This window comes from Chondromyces apiculatus DSM 436 (assembly GCF_000601485.1).
In the GTDB taxonomy this organism is placed as follows: domain Bacteria; phylum Myxococcota_A; class Polyangia; order Polyangiales; family Polyangiaceae; genus Chondromyces; species Chondromyces apiculatus.
This window is the reverse complement of sequence record NZ_ASRX01000037.1, coordinates 88,632-105,269: the sequence shown is the minus strand read 5'-3', so window position 1 is coordinate 105,269 and position 16,638 is coordinate 88,632. Positions and strand designations below refer to the sequence as shown.

At 70.4% G+C, this 16,638-nt stretch carries 16 protein-coding genes and 1 pseudogene; 7 read left to right on the top strand and 10 right to left on the bottom strand.

Annotated features, from left to right (window positions below):
* Nucleotides 1–72: 72 nt before the first annotated feature.
* Entirely contained in the window at nt 73–1,095 is a 1,023-nt protein-coding gene (locus CAP_RS22935; RefSeq protein WP_044244620.1) for a hypothetical protein, read from the top strand.
* A 12-nt stretch (nt 1,096–1,107) separates the two neighbouring features.
* Here CAP_RS22935 and CAP_RS22930 read toward each other — a convergent pair.
* The 5 genes and pseudogenes from CAP_RS22930 to CAP_RS22915 form a co-directional block, all read right to left on the bottom strand.
* Nucleotides 1,108–2,882, bottom strand: a pseudogene (locus tag CAP_RS22930) (ABC-three component system protein).
* Entirely contained in the window at nt 2,879–3,121 is a 243-nt protein-coding gene (locus CAP_RS22925; protein ID WP_044244617.1) for an ABC-three component system middle component 6, read from the bottom strand. Before CAP_RS22925 ends, CAP_RS22930 begins: the two are co-directional and overlap by 4 nt.
* Nucleotides 3,118–3,276 carry an ABC-three component system protein gene (locus CAP_RS55600; protein ID WP_306413893.1) on the bottom strand — a complete coding sequence of 53 codons (159 nt, stop codon included), beginning with the start codon at nt 3,274–3,276 and terminating at the stop codon, nt 3,118–3,120. Before CAP_RS55600 ends, CAP_RS22925 begins: the two co-directional genes overlap by 4 nt.
* A gap of 18 nt (nt 3,277–3,294) precedes the next feature.
* Nucleotides 3,295–3,507, bottom strand: coding sequence for a hypothetical protein (locus tag CAP_RS45305; RefSeq protein WP_052375682.1), 213 nt, complete (start codon nt 3,505–3,507; stop codon nt 3,295–3,297).
* A gap of 596 nt (nt 3,508–4,103) precedes the next feature.
* Nucleotides 4,104–4,802 (bottom strand): hypothetical protein, encoded by a 699-nt coding sequence (locus tag CAP_RS22915; RefSeq protein WP_044244615.1) that lies wholly within the window; start codon nt 4,800–4,802, stop codon nt 4,104–4,106.
* Between the two features lie 181 nt (nt 4,803–4,983).
* Between CAP_RS22915 and CAP_RS22910 the strand changes: the two genes are divergently transcribed.
* The 3 genes from CAP_RS22910 (at nt 4,984) to CAP_RS45300 (ending at nt 8,542) form a co-directional block, all read left to right on the top strand.
* Nucleotides 4,984–6,117, top strand: coding sequence for a PEGA domain-containing protein (locus CAP_RS22910; RefSeq protein WP_052375681.1), 1,134 nt, complete (start codon nt 4,984–4,986; stop codon nt 6,115–6,117).
* Between the two features lie 156 nt (nt 6,118–6,273).
* Complete coding sequence (locus CAP_RS22905; RefSeq protein ID WP_081865162.1) at nt 6,274–7,893, top strand: NFACT RNA binding domain-containing protein; 1,620 nt, start codon at nt 6,274–6,276, stop codon at nt 7,891–7,893.
* A gap of 103 nt (nt 7,894–7,996) precedes the next feature.
* Nucleotides 7,997–8,542 carry an EF-hand domain-containing protein gene (locus tag CAP_RS45300; protein WP_052375680.1) on the top strand — a complete coding sequence of 182 codons (546 nt, stop codon included), beginning with the start codon at nt 7,997–7,999 and terminating at the stop codon, nt 8,540–8,542.
* A gap of 100 nt (nt 8,543–8,642) precedes the next feature.
* On the opposite strand, the gene CAP_RS22895 is transcribed toward CAP_RS45300, so the two are convergent.
* Entirely contained in the window at nt 8,643–9,884 is a 1,242-nt protein-coding gene (locus CAP_RS22895; RefSeq protein WP_231511630.1) for a lanthionine synthetase C family protein, read from the bottom strand.
* A 102-nt stretch (nt 9,885–9,986) separates the two neighbouring features.
* Nucleotides 9,987–10,745, bottom strand: a complete 759-nt coding sequence (locus CAP_RS22890) for a Uma2 family endonuclease (RefSeq protein WP_044244611.1) — start codon at nt 10,743–10,745, stop codon at nt 9,987–9,989.
* A gap of 414 nt (nt 10,746–11,159) precedes the next feature.
* Between CAP_RS22890 and CAP_RS55065 the strand changes: the two genes are divergently transcribed.
* A complete protein-coding gene (locus CAP_RS55065; protein WP_269324560.1) occupies nt 11,160–11,282 on the top strand; it encodes a hypothetical protein in 123 nt (40 codons plus the stop codon).
* 101 nt (nt 11,283–11,383) lie between these two features.
* On the top strand, nt 11,384–11,695 hold the full coding sequence (locus CAP_RS22885; protein ID WP_044244610.1) for a type II toxin-antitoxin system RelE/ParE family toxin: 312 nt from the start codon (nt 11,384–11,386) through the stop codon (nt 11,693–11,695).
* Between the two features lie 13 nt (nt 11,696–11,708).
* On the opposite strand, the gene CAP_RS22880 is transcribed toward CAP_RS22885, so the two are convergent.
* From CAP_RS22880 to CAP_RS22870, 3 genes are all read right to left on the bottom strand, one after another.
* Entirely contained in the window at nt 11,709–13,331 is a 1,623-nt protein-coding gene (locus CAP_RS22880; protein WP_044244608.1) for an amino acid permease, read from the bottom strand.
* A 96-nt stretch (nt 13,332–13,427) separates the two neighbouring features.
* Entirely contained in the window at nt 13,428–14,633 is a 1,206-nt protein-coding gene (locus CAP_RS22875; protein ID WP_197041311.1) for a formylglycine-generating enzyme family protein, read from the bottom strand.
* Nucleotides 14,634–14,839: 206 nt separating this feature from the next.
* Nucleotides 14,840–15,664 carry a hypothetical protein gene (locus CAP_RS22870; RefSeq protein WP_044244605.1) on the bottom strand — a complete coding sequence of 275 codons (825 nt, stop codon included), beginning with the start codon at nt 15,662–15,664 and terminating at the stop codon, nt 14,840–14,842.
* A gap of 28 nt (nt 15,665–15,692) precedes the next feature.
* On the opposite strand from CAP_RS22870, the gene CAP_RS22865 reads away from it, so the two are divergent.
* Entirely contained in the window at nt 15,693–16,610 is a 918-nt protein-coding gene (locus tag CAP_RS22865; RefSeq protein ID WP_044244682.1) for an alpha/beta hydrolase, read from the top strand.
* Nucleotides 16,611–16,638: the final 28 nt, after the last annotated feature.

Genomic DNA, 16,638 nt, shown 5'->3' with positions numbered 1-16,638 from the left:
TCCGGGGTGCGGCATGTCGCTTGCTGCCCTCCCTTGCACCACGGCACTGCGCCTCGGCAAGGACGTGACTCCATGCCCCTCGATCTCGCTGCTCTCTCCACGTATGCGCGCGAGCGTTACCTCCGCATCGGCCACCACTTCGGCCCGACCGAGGTGCTCGTCCAGGCCAACAAGCATCTCCTCGCCCTGCAGACCCACGCCGCGGACCTGCACCACCACGGCTTCGGCACCGCCGACCGCGCGCAGCTCGAAGACGCCCGCGACGCGCTCCAGCAGGCCCTCATCGCCCGCACCCGCACCCGCGCCATGGATTACACGACCCTGCATCTCCACCGCGGTGCCATCCGCCAAGGCCGCCACCAGCGGCGCGGCGCACGCGCCCTGCTCGCGTCCGCCGCCAACCACCTCCACCAGACCGCCGGGGGAGATGCCACCGACACGGCTCTCCAGATCGAGGGCTGCCTCACCCACACCGCGCGCTGCCCGGAGCGCGACGGTGAGAGCCTCGCCCTCCAGCTCGACGTGCTCCGCAACATGCTCCTGCGGCCCGCCGTCGCCGCCGTCACCGTGGACCGCGGAGGCCCCGAGACCGTCACCGATCTCACCGCCACCATCACCACGCTGCGCACCTCAAACTTCCAGCACGTCGGCACCTCCGCGCAGTCCGACACCGAGCGCGTCAACGTGCTCGAAGGCATGATCGTCACCCTCGCCCGCAGCGCCCGCAAAGCCGCCGTCGCCGCCGGGCACCGCCTCGGCAGCGAAGCCCTCGCCGCGCTGTTCGAACTGTCCGCGCTCTATCCACCCCGCGCGACCGCGAAGCCCGAGGTGGCGGAGCCCGCAGCGGCGAAGCCCGAGGTGGCGGAGCCCGCAGCGGCGGAGCCCGCAGCGGCGGAGCCCGCAGCGGCGGAACCCGCGGTCGTGGCAGTTCCGGTGGCCCAACCATCGTCTGAACCGCCGACGATATCGCCTGCGGGCGCAGTACAGGCTCTCATGAGGTCCCTGACGGTGGTGCCAGCAGCCTCACGGCCTGGCCTCACCACCTCATTCACGGGCGCGGATACGGGCGCGGACGGTCGCTACCGAACCAACTGACTGCGGAGTGCGCTACTCGAAGCGGAAGCCGAACAAACCGCCGTCCTCTGAAGCGTCCGTCAGCGTCACGTCGAGCACGTGGCTGTCGAAATCGAAGTCGACGAGGCTGCTCAGCTCCGCGCGAGGCACCGCGTCCTCGTTCATCGTCACGATGTACTGAAAACCCGACTCGGCCGCACGTTTGGCGCCGATGTCAAGGGCGTGTGCCACCTGGCGCGCGTCGACTCCATCGAACAGGTGCGCGTCGTGGATGAGGAACCCCGGGCCTCGGCCACGCTTGGCCCACAGCTCCATGAGCATCATGTCGAAGCAGAAGATCTGCATGTTGTTGATGCCCTTGCTGCGCGACGCCTCGATCTTGATCTCGAACACGGGACCATTGTCCGTGACGCTGATGGTGAGGCTCCCGGCCTTCTCGTAAAGTGCCGTCGACAGATCCTCGAACGTCAGGATCGCTTCATTGAGGACATCGCGCTGCTCGTGATGATCTTCCTGGAGCCGCCTGTGCAGGCGCGCCCGCTCGACGTCGAGTTCCGCACTCTTACGCTCGAGCGCGTCGGCAGCATCGTAGCGTCGGCGCAAGCTCTCCGCCTGGCTCTCGATGCGCGCGAGTTCTGCTTGCAGTTGTGAGAAGTGCTCCAGCGCCCCCCCGACTTCAGGATCCCCATGATCTGCGCGAGCCTCTCGCCGAGGTGTTTCTGCTCGTGTTCCCGCGTCCGGAGGCGCCCTTCAGCCGCCTCGATTTCGGCACGCAGATGCGACTGGCGGTTCTCCACGACCGAGCGATGGAACCGCTCGACATCCTCGAAGCGCTTCACCACGAGGCCAGGGAGCGTGATCCCAGCTTCTTCGTACGCCTGCCGCACGTCAGCGAAGCGCGGCGGAGCTTCGGTGGTGACCGCCTCACGAAGCTGGAGGAGGAGTTGCTGGTCGGCCTGGTTCTCGTTTGCCAGCTCCGAGATCCTCACGGTGAGCCGCGAAGCCTCCAACTCGTGATCATGGTACTGCGGGACCACGTGGAACGCCGCGAGCTGCTCGCGGAGCCGTGCCGCGCGCGCCTCGCTCACGGTGACCCTGGTCCGCAGATCCGCGGCCTTCTCGATCAGCTCGCCGAACGCCCCTTCCCGGGCAGCATTGCGGAACTCGACCAGCGCCTTCTCGCGCAGGCGCACCTCCTGGAGTTCCTGCGGGACTGTCGGGTCGAGACCAAGGAGGAACGTGACGGCAGTCTGCTGGTCCCAGGCCTGCTGTTTCTCCGAGTGCTGCTCCGGGCGAACGAAGCCGCCCGAGGCCTGGCGGCGCGCAAAGTACGAGAAGAGGGAGCGGAACGTCGGCGCAAAGCGGCGCTCGTCGTGCTCCTCAGGTATCGACAGGCCGAACATCAGGCTCCCGAGGTTGATGTTCCAGTCGTTCTTCTTCAACACGAGGTGGCCAGTCTTCGCGTCCAGCTTCGGCTTGCACGGCCAGCGCGAAGTATCGCCTTGTGCGATGACGATCTCGCTGGGACGAGCGGGGCTACGCGCCACCTCGACCCGTGCCCCGGCGAGGTCGAAGGACATGCTGAACGTGGCCGTCGCGAGACGCTCCTCCGCCCGCAGGAAGTGCTTGGGGTCCACATTCCCTCCGAGGAAGAAATGGACGAGGTCCACGAAGCTCGTCTTGCCGGCGCCGTTGCGGGTGTGCCGGTCCGTGGCCCCCGCGCTCTTCCGCACGAGCAGCACCTTCAGCCCCGGCCTGAACCCGAGCCGCTTGAAGGTCGGGAGCGAGCTCTCGATGCGCTCGATCATGCAACACTCCGCGTCTTCTGCACTCTCCCGCGCTCGAAGGCGACGAGTCCCATGGCGAAGAGCAGATCGAGCCCGAGAATGAACCAGTCGTACGAGAGCGGCCCTGCAGCCTCGCGACGCCGCTTCATGTCGGACCAGAGTCGCGAGACGGTCTTGGGCTCACTCAGGAGCTGCAGATGCTCGGCGCCAATCGTGAGGAGAGCGCGGTCCTCGCGGAGGTGCTTGCTCGGCAAGATCATGGCGCGACCACCTCGGACGGCCTCTCGAAGATGTCGCAGCGATCGAAGAAGTAGGAGAGCACAGCGAAGATTGCTGCCTCATGCACCGTGCTCCCTCGGGTGTTCCCTCCAGCGAAGGTCTGCAAACTGGCAAAGATGTCGTCCGGCCGCTGCATCTCCAAGCGCAGCCGCTGCTACTCGGCGCGAAACGCGGCTGCAACCTCCTCGCCGAGAAGCGGGTTCGGGTGCTTCTCGAAGTACTGCTCGACGAGCCGATCGCGCTCGCGCCCCAGCCCGAGATACGTGGCCACGATGTTCGAGAGCGCGTTGGCTTCCAGCTTCGCGAGAGGGACTGGAAGAATGTCGTCGGCCGGTGTCGGGGATCCCGCACGGATCGTGGCCAGCACCTCCGCGAGCCTCTCGAAGCCGAGTCGGTGCTGATCTTCTTCTTTACCTCCGAGAGGTTCATTGCGCGCGGCGCATAGACTTGAAAGATGAGGCCCCGGGAGCGGAGGAGTCCGTCACACTTCAGGTCGCCGCGGCTGCCATAAGGGCGCACGCGCTCGAAGTCACCAGGGTGTACCGCCTCCATGACGTCCGCGAAGAAGTCCTGGAAGGCCGTCCCTTGCTTGCGCAGGAAGACACCGTTGAAGCACATCGTGAACCAGGCAAGTTCGACGTCCGGGAGTTGCGGCGTAGGCGGAGAGCCGGGGACAGACGCAGCAGCAGGCTCGACGTGATGCGCGCGGTCAGGTCGCGGCGCGGTCGTTTCACCCTCCGGCTTCGGCGGCGCGTCGAACGGCAAGAGAAGGGACGTGGGTCGACCGGGGGAACGCCCCTTGGTCCACGGTGCCATCGAAACCCCAGTCTATCGCGGTGCTGAGCGGGTCGATGTGATGGCTCGACGTCAGAAGCAGCATCGAACCTCGAAGGGACAACCCGAGCAGGCCACGGTCCGCGTCGCTGCAGCTCGACGGTTCGACGGGACGTCGCTCGCCGCCCTTCAAGGAAGGTAGAGAAACCATCCGACGTACGCGGACTCGATCGGCGTGCAGTCGGGGTAGTTCTCGTCATCGATGATGGTGTTCGCCTGGAAGCTTCCCTCGAAGCGCTCCACCACGCTCCCGTACTCGCTCACGGTGACCGTGAAATCGAGCGGGTCGCTCGCGGTGATGGGCGGCTCGAAAGCGCCATCGGGAGCGCCGGAGAACCCCGCGAGGAAGCACACGGAGTACTGGCCGTACTCTGGCTCCTCGTCGCCGTCCCAGACCACGTTCTCCGGTCCCTCGCCGAAGTCCCCGGGATGCTCCAGCCGCCCTCCGTCGGTGCCGAGGTCGGGGCCCATGTTCTCCCAGTAGATGGTGTCATCGCCGGGCGTGGTCACGAAGAGGTCGGCGTCACCAGGGCGGCTCCAGGTGACAGTGAACTGCAGCGCGCCGCGGGAGATGCAGTGCTCCTTCACGCAGTCCTGATCGGCGCCGCAGGAAGGGGAGCACACCGAGCCATCCGCGACGGTCGTGCTCCCTGCGCCCGAACCACCCGAGCCGCCCGAGCCACCAGCGCCGCCTTCACCAGGCTGCTGAACGCGAAAATCCGGGGCGCACCCGCATGCGAGCGCGAGCGCGAACGCGAGCCCCACTGCCACGCGCTGCTGCCGCCCAACGCCCTCGCAGCGCGCACGCGCGCCCCCTGCCGCCACCATCGGTGCCCATCCTACCCGTCCCTCGACGCGAGGGCGGCACAAAGAGCCCTGGTTTCCTCGCCCCGCGTGGTGCCCACGTCGAGGGAGATTTCTCCGCTTCCCGGAGGTGGCGGGCGCCAGGCCCGAAAGGGGTGCGCTATGGTGGCGAACGCAGCCACCGAGTGGGGAGGGCCTCGCGCGCGTGAGATCGAGATCCACAGAGAAAATCGGCGCCGCAGTCGCGCTCCTCGCGCTCACGCTCGGCGCTCCGGGGCGCGCAGCCGCGCAGGGCAAGGGCTCGGCGCAGGCGAGCCTCGCCGACCGCGAGACGGCGCGCGCCATGCTGATCGAGGGCCGCGCCCGGATGGCTGAGGGTGACCTCAAGGGCGCCCACAAATCGTTCCTCGCCGCCCACGCCCTCATGGGTGTGCCGACCACGGGTCTCGATCTCGCGAAGGCGCGCGCAGCCCTGGGGATGCTCCTCGAAGCCAAGGACACCGCCCTGGAGGTGGCGCGCATGCCCGCGCGACCCGGAGAGGCCGCGGCGTTCCGCAACGCCCGCATGGAGGCCGAGCAGCTCGCCGCGACGCTCGACGCGCGCATCCCCTCGCTGGTCATCGAGGTGCGTGGGCTTTCCACCGACGTTACCCCGACCGTCTCCGTCGACGGCACAGCCCTGCCGCACGAGACGCTCGGTCTGCCGCGCAAGGTGAACCCCGGCGAGCATGAGGTGAAGGCCCACGCCCCCGGCCACGGGACGGAGACGCGCACGGTCACCGTGAAGGAGCGCGAGAGGACGTCGGTGACCCTCACCCTGGCCCCCGGAGCGGGCGACGACGTCTCCGGCGGCGACGGCGCGATCCCGGACGCTGACGACGACGGCGCCTCGACGGGCCAGGGCGTCCCCGCGTGGGCCTGGGTCTCCGGCGGCGCGGGCCTGGTGGCCCTCGGCGTGGGCGCCGTCTTTGCCGTCGACTACGCGAGTGTCCGCGCCCGCGCCGACCGCGACTGCCCCGGCGCCCTGTGCAACAGCACCTACCAGCCCGCAGACGCCGAGGCCCTCGGCGCCCGCTGGAACCGCGACCTCGGGCTCGCCGTCGGCCTGGGCGCAGTGGGCCTCGCCGGGGTGGGCGTGGCGCTCTACGGCATCCTGTCCTCCGGCGACGCGAGCGGCGACGCGAGCGGCGACGCGAGCAGCGACGCGAGCAGCGACGCGAGCGGTGGCGAGCGCCGCGATGCGCGCCGAGGTGCTGCACGCGCCACACGCGCCGTGTGGGTCACTCCTTGGATCACAGGGAGCGGCATCTCCGGAGCCGCAGCGGGCATCACGTTCTGACGCACCCCGAGGCGCGCAGACCGACTCACGCGGACTGACCCACCCAGACGGTGCGGCGCAGACGCGGTGTCGCAGCCCGCTCCGGGCCGGCCGTAGCCAGGCGCGCGCAGATCGCTTGCAGAGCAACCGCCTGCGAGGACGTATCCTCCAACGACCATGGCCTCCGAGCCCTCGACCAGCACCCCCTCCGGCGCCGATCCGGCCGCTGCCCTCCGCGAAGCGCTCGCCTCCTGGATCGGGGCGCGCGTCGACGGGATCCACGTCAACCCGGAGACCGGCCTGATCGCCATCTCCTGCTACGCGGGCGAGAAGCGCCTCCTCGGCCTCGGCGTCGGCCCCCGGGTGGTGGGCGTGGGCATCCTCCCGCGCGCGCCACGGCTGCGCGCCACCGCGGCGCATCCGCTCGTCGCAGCCCTGCGGGCGCACCTCGTGGGGCACCGGCTGCGGGCGATCACGCTGGATCAAGATCAGCTCACGCTCGTGGCAGGCGGCGGTGAGGGCGAGGAGGCGCACGAGGCACGGTTCACGGTGACCCCAGGGCGCCGCGGAGAGGCCCGGCTCGACGTCGACGGGCGCCTGGTGCTGCGCTGGCCTCCGCAAACCGCGCAAACCGCGCAAACCGCGCAAACCGCGCAAGCCGCTGGAAACGCTGCATCGCCGCAGGCCGCAGGGAGCGCTACCGCCACGAGCGCGCCATCCACGCAGCCCGCCGCGAGTCCGCCATCCGCGCAGCCCGCCGGGACCGCCCCGCTCCTCCCTGGTGGCCTCCCGGGCGTGCGTTACCCGGCCGACCCGCATGCCGCCGGCGCGGCCCTCGTGGAGAACAGCGACGCCGCTGCCGCCGCGGCGGTGCGGGTCGCGCTCCTCAAGGCCGTACGTGCCCGCCACGCGGCGCTGAACCGCAGGCGGGACGCGGTGCGCGCGGATCTCGCCCGGCTCGATCGGGTGGCCGAGCTACAGAAGATCGGCAGCCTCCTGCTGGCGCAGGGCAACCGGCTCCCGCGGGGAGCGACGCGCGCCTCGCTGGACGACTGGGAGACCGGCGGCAAGCTCGACGTCACGCTCGACCCCTCCCGCCCCGCGCGCGCCCAGGCCGAGGACTACTTCGCGAAGGCGCGGCGCTACCAGCGCGGAGAGGCGGTGATGCGCACCCGGCTCGCCGAGACGGAGCGGGCGCTGGAGGCGATCGCCACGCTCGAAGCGGAGATCGAGGCCATCACCACCGACACCGAGGCGCTCTCGTCCCTGGGGCAGCGGGCGCGGGCGCTGGGGGTCACGGGCGTCGGCGCCGAGGCGGAGGGAGGGCGCGCAGGGGCTGGCGGTGGCGCTGGCGGTGGCGCTGGCGGTGCGGCGAAGGGCCGGCACGCGGAGGAGGCGCGGCGGCCGTACCACGCGTTCCGGGGGGCGAACGCTCGCGCCATCCTGGTGGGGCGCGGGGGGGAGGACAACGACGCGCTGACCACGCGGCACGCGCGGCCGCACGATCTGTGGCTGCACGCGCGTGGGACGCCAGGGGCTCACGTGGTGGTGCCGCTCGACAAGAACACGAGCTGCCCCGGCGAGCTGCTGGCCGATGCGGCGATGCTGGCGGTCCACTTCTCGGACGCGCGGGGCGAGGCGAGCTGGGAGGTGACGTACGTGCCCCGGCGCCACGTGCGCAAGCCGAAGGGGAGCGCGCCCGGAGCGGTGACGTTCACGCGGGAGAAGGTGATGGTGGTGCGGATGGACGCGGCACGCGTGATGCGGCTCCTCGCCACGAAAGAAGGGGCGGGCTGAGATCGGTCCGCTGAGTGGTGCCGGTTGACCGGAATGGTTCACTCCGCGAGTAGACTCTCCGCCTCTTGCAGGAAACATCAACCGCACAGGTGGAGAAACGAACGTGGCAATTTCGGACTTCGTGAAGCGCAAGCTGGCCATGGCCTTCTACCGTTTCGACCGCAACAAGGATGGCGTCGTCGACGAGGCCGACTTCACCACCCTCGGGGCAGCCGTGGCAGCGCTCCAGGGCGTGGAGGAGGGAACGGAGCAGCACCGGAAGATCGTCGCTGCCCACCAGACCTGGTGGGCGGCCTACTTCAAAGGGGGCGACGCTGACGGCGACGGCAAGGTCACCCTCGAGGAGTACTTCGCCCATGTGGGCGCCTGGGTGGGAGCCGACGCGGAAGCCATGGCCCACGCCATCGCCGGCAACGAGCTGGTCTTCGATGCCATCGACGTCAACGGCGACGGGGCACTCAGCCCGGGCGAGTTCTCGGCGTACCTGCAGGCCTACGGCCTGACCGACGCCGACGCTCGCGCCGCGTTCTCCCACCTCGATCTCGACGGGGAGGGCACCATGTCCCGCGCAGAGTTCGCCAAGAACATCTCCGCGTACTACATCTCCGAGGCGCGCGGCCCCAGCGAGTGGTTCTTCGGGGGTCACTGACCCGCTGCCGCATCCGCAGGTCGGCGCTCCGCAGAGGGCTTCGCTGGAGCCGTGGATCGCACCGAGCGTCACCGGGCTCCGGGCTCCGCGCGCCCGGGGCTCAGAGCACATCCATCGTCGGGAAGCGGGCGCGGGCGTGGAGGCACTCCCACAGGAAGCAGGCAACGCCCACGTCGCCAGTCCAGAGCGCGTAGCGGCGGCGGCCCAGGCGGGCAGCATCGGCCTCGCTCTGCGCGATGGCGTGCATGGCGAAGGCGCGGGCCCGGTCGAGCCAGAGCGCATCCGCCGTGCGGGCGAAGAGCTTGAGAAAGGCGAAGGCATTGCCCGCGGTGCCGTGACAGAGGTTCCCGCCCTTGGCGAGGGGACCGCTGACCCAGGTGAGTTCACCCGCGCCGAGGAGCAAGTCGTCGATCGGCGCGTCGAGGCCAGCCAGGGCGGTCACCATGCCAGGCGCGCCGTGGCAGTGCTGGACGAGCAGCGGCGCATCCGGGCGCTTGGGGTTGGTGACAGCCGGGAAGTTCATGCCCTCCGGCCCCCGGATCGCGAAGGCTTCCAGGGTCCGGGCAATGCGGGCGGAGAGGACGCGCCACTCGTCGGGGTCGAGGAGATCGCGGCCCTCGTTCAGCGCGAACGCGTTCCCCGCGAAGCCGTGCACCGCGCCGAGGTAGCGGACTTCCTGGCCGTAGAGGTTCTGGGTCCAGAGGTGGACGCCGAGGTCGTCGTCGGCCTCGAACGAGGCGGCCAGCGCGCGGGCGCCGGCCCGGTAGAGCGCGGCCCAGCGAGCCTCGCCGGTGGCCCGGTGGAGCGCCAGCGCGGCCAGCATGGTGCCCGGCGCACCCCACATCAGCTCGCGCGAGGGATCGTCGGTGTTGCCGGCGATGGTGGCGGCGAGGTCATCGAGGCGCGGCTCCACCCCGGTCTTCCACGACGTGAAGAGAATGCCGGCGTCGCCCAGCAGCCACGAGCGGGTCTGCCAGCCTTCGCCCATCAAGGTGCGCCAGGCCTCGGTCTCCAGCGTCTGGCGGTTGCGGGCCAGGATGTCGGGCAGGTGCTCGGCGAAGGTGGGACCAGGGTCCGCCGCGCCTTCCCGCACCAGGTGATCGAGGGCCCAGACCACGCCAGCCGCGCCGAAGTAGAGCTGGGCGTGGGGGCCTGGCTCGTCGTCCTCGGCGTCGTCGGGGTGGATGGGCCAGAGCCCGTCGGGGGTGAAGGCAAGGCGGGCATCGGCCACGATGCGGTCGATGGCGGCCCGGGCGGCGGCTGGATCCCAGGGACTGGCGGCCAGCGGCTGGTGGCGAGCGGGGTCGAAGAGGGCGGCGGCCATGCGCCCCTTCTGCGGCATCGGGTCGGCCGGGGCAACAGGGGCCTCGCGGACGCTCGGGGGGAGCGCCGGGTGGGTGCGGCGGGAGCAACCGCAGCTCGATGAGGCGGAAGCGCTTGAGGGTTACCTGCCCGACGGACCACGCGCGAGCTGGGCTTCCAGCTCGGCGATGCGCTGCAGCGCCGCCTCTTCCCGCTGCAGCGCCGCCTCTTCCCGCTGCACCGCCGCCTCTTCCCGCTGCACCGCCGTCTCTTCGCCGGTCAGCCAGCGCTGTTGCCCCGCCTCGTCCGAGCTGAGCGCGAAGGCCCACGGGTCCTCCGGCGGCAGGTGCAGCCATCCCTGCACGGCATCGGACCACGCTGGACCTTCACCCACGTGCACCTGGGTGAACAACGCTCCATCCACGAGCCGCCAGATCTGGATCCGGTGCGGCCCTCCCTCGGCGCGAGGACCGAACAGATCTGGATCCAGGACCCACAGCTCACCGACGCCGCACACGGCGTACTTCTCCGGCGCGACGCGGTAGTCCTTGTAGGGGTGCCCCTCGCTCACGATCTCCACGGCGAGGAAGGGAGCGACATGGCCTTCCTGCCAGAGTCTGAGGCTCTTCACCCGATCTCCCTCGGGTGGCGGCGGCTCCACCACGTAGACATCGGGGTCCACGCCGAGCCGCGGGTGGGCCTGATCCCAGCGGAGGGCGAGGTCGCGGCCGACCTTCACGGTGCGGCCAGCGTTCACGGCCCAGCGGAGGAGAAGGTGCTTGATGCGCTCGCTCAGGATCTCGTGAGGACTCGATTGAGGCACGGTTCCCTCCGTGAGCACCCAGCCCGCGAGGTCCGGGACGACCTCGTGGCAGCGGATGGCGCGGAGATGAGCCGGCATCACCGGCGAAGGTAGCACGCGCGCGGCGCTCGCAGCACGGCCCCTGCCCGTTGAACGAAAGGGTGCGTTCATGACGATGCTCCAGATCGGCAGGCCCCCGCAGCACCAGCGCCGAGGGCAAGAGCCCAGCGCGTTAGCAGCGCTCGCTTGGATCTGTGCGGGGAGGCGGCCCGAGTCGGCCATCTTGGCGACGAAGGGCCGTCCCTGCCGCGACCTTTACATCGTCGCTTCCCCTAATCATCGCTGGACGGCCGCTCGACGGCCGCGCCGTCGAGTTCGCGGCGCCCCTCTGAGCCTCGCCCTGGAACCGCGACCGAGATCGTCAGGTGCAGGGCCTCACCTGAACAGGAAGCGCCACCTGCGACGACGGTGCCGCTGGTGCACGGCGAAGAGGCAAGGTGCTAAGCTCCTCGCATGAGCACAGCGCGAAAACTGCTTCAGGAAGCGCTCGATCTGGACGAGCACGAGCGGGCAGTGCTGGCACTGGAGCTGATGGACTCTCTTTCGCCACCCGATCCTCGCAACGAGTCGACCTAGATTGAAGAGATCGAGCTGAGGGCACGCCGGGCGCTCTCGGGGGAGTCTGCCGGGATTGATGTCGACAAAGCCGTGGACCGCATCGAGCGTGATCTGGGTCTGTGAGGACAGCGCGGCTGTCTCCGGAGGCGGCTGCCGAGCTGCACGAGGCGGCTGCCTGGTACAAGGAACGCGCACCGGAGGTCGCGCGGCGCTTCCTCGCTGAGGTGCGCACACTTGCCCGCAAGGTGGCGCGAATGCCGTCGCGCTTCCCGATCCTGCGCAATCCAGAGATGGATCCACCTGTCCGACGGGCTCTCGTCGCTGGGTTTCCCGATGCACTGATCTTCGTGGACACCGGCGAGGTGATCCACGTGGTGGCCGTGGCGCATCAACACCGCGCCCCGGGATACTGGCTTCAGCGCGTACGCTGACCGGCCACCCTGCTCACGCGACCTTGTCGGCGGTGCTGCTCTCGGCGGGGCGCTGGCCGACGGCGGCCTCGGCGGCGTTGATCGCGGCGACGCGCTCCTGGCTGGTGAGGCCCTGGGGAGGGCCCTGGAAGCGGCGGCGCTCGAAGGCGAACCACACCACGGCGAGCACGGCGAGCACGGCGCCGGTGATCACGAGGGCCTTCTCGTTCGGGGGCTGGACGCTCACGAACATGAGGAGCAGGCACCCGAGCACGCTGACCACGGCGATGGGCTTGTAGAGGGCGCCGATGGTCCAGGGGCCCATCCGGGTCCAGGTCCGGCCGTGGGCGTGGATGCCGACCAGGGTGGGCATGACGTAGGAGATGTAGAGGAAGATCACGCAGACGGCCGTGATGGTCGAGTACACCGGCGTGTAGACGGTGAAGAGGATGGCCAGGATCGAGCACGCCCAGATGGCGGTCACCGGCGTCCGGAAGGTGGGGCTCACCTGCTTGAGGTGCCGCGAGAAGGGCAGGCCGCCGTCGCGCGCGAAGGCGAAGGTCATGCGGGAAGTGCTGGTCACCGTGGCGAGGCCGCAGAGGTACTGGGCGATGGCGATGCCCACGTAGAGCGCGATGGCGAGAGGCCTCGGGAGGACGTGCTCGACGATCCAGAAGAAGGCGTCGCCCCCCTTCGCGGCGGCGGCGTCCATGTCGGGGATGGCGAGGACGATGGAGGAGAGCATGATCCAGCCGAACACGCCGGAGACGAGGACCGCGCGGACGATGCCGCGGGGCACGTTCTCGGAGGCGTTGATGGTCTCCTCGGAGGTGTGGGCCGAGGCGTCGAAGCCGGTGATGGTGTACGCCGGGAGCAGCAGGCCGAGCAGAAAGGCGAGCCCCATGCTGCCGGTCGCGGGCCACACGCCGCCGCCAGGCGCGCCGCTGTAGTTGGTGAAGGAGAAGAGGCGGGACGGGTCGCGCTCGGGGGCGAAGACGAGCATGGAGACGGTGAGCGCGACGGAGACGACGAGGATCAGGTAGCCGCTGAAGTCGGTGAGGAGGGTGGTGACGCGGATGCCGAGGTGGTTGAAGACCGCGTGGGAGATGGTGATCAGCGAGACGCCCACGATCTGCACGAGCATGGCCTGCTCGGGCGGCATCTCGGCGATGCGCACGCCCACGAGAGGCCCGAGGGCGTTCATGGCGAAGAGGTAGACGCCGACGTTGATGGCCGCGAGGACCGTGACCAGGCCGAGGAGGTTGAACCACGCGGTGGCCCACCCCCACCCCTTGCCGCCGAGGATCGAACTCCAGTGATAGAGCCCGCCCGCGGTCGGGAACGCGGACGCGACCTGGCCCATGGTGAGCGCGACACACAGGGAGATGACGCAGCCGAGGGGCCAGCCGATGCCGATGGCAGCGCCCCCGACGCTGGAGAGCCCCATCTGGAACGAGGTGAGCCCACCGGCGATGATGCAGATGATCGAGAACGAGATCGCGAAGTTCGAGAAGCTCCCCATGCGGCGGAGCAGCTCCTGGGCGTAGCCGAGGGAGTGGAGCGTCTGGACGTCGGCATCGACGGCGGCCTTCTTCTCGGCCCCTGCGCTCTCCTGCGCGGCGTCGCCGCGCGCTCCTTCATCCGTGTGCTGACTCATCGGGCTCCCCCTCCGGGCTGTGGGCCGACGAGTCTAGTCCCGTGTCCCCCGGGTGCGTCCCTGGTTCTTGCCTCGACGCGCCGCGTGCCGCAGTTCCTACAGGGCGCGGGCGCAGCGGCCGCTGCGGAAGTAGTAGCGGGCGGTCTTGGGATAGCCGGCGCGGTGGTCGTTCTTCAGCTTGAAGAGCTTGGCGACGCCGCTGCCCGACCAGTTCATGGTCCCCTCCCCTTCGTCGTAACGCACGCAGTCGTTGCAGGGGACCTGGGGGAAGAAGTCGTCGAGGCTGTCGAGGGTGGTGTTGTAGGCGATGCCCGAGAGGTCGAGGTGGCCCCAGCGGCCGACACCGAGGGGAAAGAGGCCCACCTCGGTGATGTCCGAGGGCTGGCACTGCTGGGCGGGCGAGCCGTCCCCCATGCAGTCGTAGGCGGCCCGCAGGGGAACGCCGCTCTCGTCGGAGCCCCACGGGTAGGGGCGCTGCTCGTCGCCCCCCACGGCGGCATGGTTGAACTGCGCCTCGGTGGGGAGGAAGCCCCCGTCCCACGCGCAGAACGCGCGCAGCTCGTAGTAGGTGACGCAGACGATGGGCTTCCGCTCCGCGTCGCCGGGGTCCTGGGTCCAGGTGTTCCACTCCCACGCATCGCAGTGGAGGGCGCTGCGGAGGGCTGCCTCGTCGGCGGCGAGGTGAGCGTTCCAGGCGGGTTTCCAGCCGGTATCGCGACCACCGGTGTAGGGGTTCGCGCCCGAGCCGGGTGCCGGGGGCGCCTCCTGCGTGCCCTGGCCGGCGGCGATGAAGGCGCGGAAGCGACCCACGGTGATCGGGTACTTGTCGAGCCGGAAGGCGCTGACGGTCGCGGGGTACGCGGGGTCGTTCATGCGGTCGAAGGTGCCGCCAGGCACCGGGAGCACGGCGCAGCAGTCGTCGCTCCCGGCGAGGCCGCAGTCGTGTCCTGCGCCCGGCGTGTTCCCCTGGCAGCTCGGCGGTGTGGAGAGGCCCTGGGGTGCCCCTCCCGTACCGCCCGCGCCGCCCGCGCCGCCCGCGCTACCACTGCTGCCCGAGGGCAGTCCTCCCGCGGCGCCGCTGCCCCCTGCGCCGCTCTGCGCGCCGTCTATGCCCCCTGCACCGGCAGGACCCGCCATGTTCCCGCCACCGCCGTCGGGACCGCCGCCGCCGTCGGCCTTGCTCACGCCGTGCGCCGTGGGGGCGTGGGCGCCCGCCAGGTCATCGCCGACGGAGCAACCAAGCGAAGCGAGTGCCGCAAGGGGGAGAGCGAGCCACAGGGCCAGGCTCGTGATGAGGCGCATACGATCCACGTAATGCGCTTGCAGAGAACCGGAAGGGAGGCGCGGGTAGAAGTGCCCTGGGTGGTGATGGTGGAAGCGCCTGTAGTCGGGACCTGCCGGATCTCGCTTCAGGGACGGGTGGAGATCCATTCCCGGACATTTTCCCAGGAGTCGACTTGCGCCGTGCCACGTTCGACCCCCTGTAGACGTCGCTCGACCTCGGCTCGCTACGCCGCCGCGACGTCCTCGTCGCCGCCGTCGGCAGCGTCTTCCCAGAAGGTGGGGCTACCTGCGGGGCTGTCGCGCAGGGCGAGGAGGCCGCAGTACACGAGGACCGGGACGGTCTTCCGGGCCGCAGGAGCCTGGAGATCCAGGGCCAGCCAGGCCGCCGAGGCGCCCCACGCGACGGGGCCGATCCACTCGGCCCACGCGGGGAAGCGGGTCAGGAGCTGCGTGAAGAGGCGCCTCGCCGCGGCGCGGCCGAGGATGCGGGAGAGCGCGAGGACCACCAGATCCGGCAGGAGCTTCTCGACGACCTCGGCACCGAGGACGCTGAAGAGAAGGGGGAAGACCGAGATCTTCGTCCTGGCCTTGAGCTTTCGCAGCAGCTCGTCCTGCAGGGTGGGGCCGATCTCGTGCCTGCGGAAGATCTCGCGCTGCTGGTCCTCCGGGAGCGCGAGGATGTCCCGCTCGACCACGGCGCGGACGAGGAAGGTGAGGCGCGCTTCGAGGGTGCTGATCGGCTTCAGCGTCACCTTCAACGAGCGCGCCACGTCCTCGACGATGGCGTCGATCGGCGCCCCAGGGGACGCGCGCCGGGCGAGCCACCGGCCGAAATACGCGAGGTCGGAGCTGCCGAGGTAGGCGATCTCGCGCTCCATGAGGGCGATCAACGCGGCGCGGTTCGCGTCGCTCGGATCGGCGCAGAAGGCGTCGTGGAGCGCGCGGAGCCTGGCGTCGTCGGAGAAGTTGACGGGGCTCCCCATGGCCTCGATGAGGAAGGCATAGTCCGCGGCCTGCGCTTTCCCGAGGATGTCCTGAAGGCCTGACATGACCCGGACAGTGTACCATCTCCGCTCCATGCTCTCCCGCCGCGGCTTCCTCTCGACCCTCACCGCCGCCGCGCTCGCCCCGCGCCGCGTGGGCGCCGAGCCGCCCGAGCCGCTCTCGCCGCCCGCATGGATGCCGCAGGATCTCGACGTCCGGGAGATCGCGGTCCCCGGCGATCGCCTGCTCGGGGAGCGCTTCACGCTGTTCACGCCGAAGCACCTCGCGCCCCACGAGAAGGTGCCGCTCGTGGTGCTGCTGCACGGGCTCGGGGAGACCGGCGACTTGCGCATGGGGGCGTGGGCCTGGGTCGAACGGTACGGTCTCGGCAACGCCTACGACCGGCTACGTCGGCCCCCGCTCGCGCGCACCTCGAAGCGCGGTGAGTGGACCGACGCGCGCCTCGCCGAGGTCAACGCGGCGCTCGCAGCGCGGCCTTTCCGCGGCCTCGCCCTGGCGTGCCCCTACACGCCGAACATCCACAAGACTCCGCACCCTGCCGCCTCCCTCGACGGCTACGCCCGCTGGATCGCGGAGGTGGTGGTCCCCCGCGCCCGGGAGCTTGCGCCCGTCTTCAAGGAAGCGGCGCGCACCACGCTCGACGGCTGCTCGCTCGGGGGCTACGTGGGCCTGGAGGTGTTCCTGCGGCGCCCCGAGGTCTTCGGCGCCTGGGGCGGCGTGCAGTCGGCCTTCGGAGCCCACCGGGTGCCCGACTTCGCCGACCGGCTCGCCAGGGCCATCGCCAGGGTGGGCCCGCGCCATCTGCACCTGCTCACCAGCACGGGCGACGCCTTCCGGGCGGGGAACACCCAGCTCGCGGCGGCACTCGCGAAGAAGAACGTGCCGTGCACGCTGCGGGAGCTGCCAGGGCCGCACGATCAGCCCTGGCTGCGCGAGGCTGGGACGATCGAGATGCTGCTCTGGCACGAGCGGCGCCGCGGTCCTCCCTGAGGTGCGTGGCGCTGCGGTCCCGCTCGGA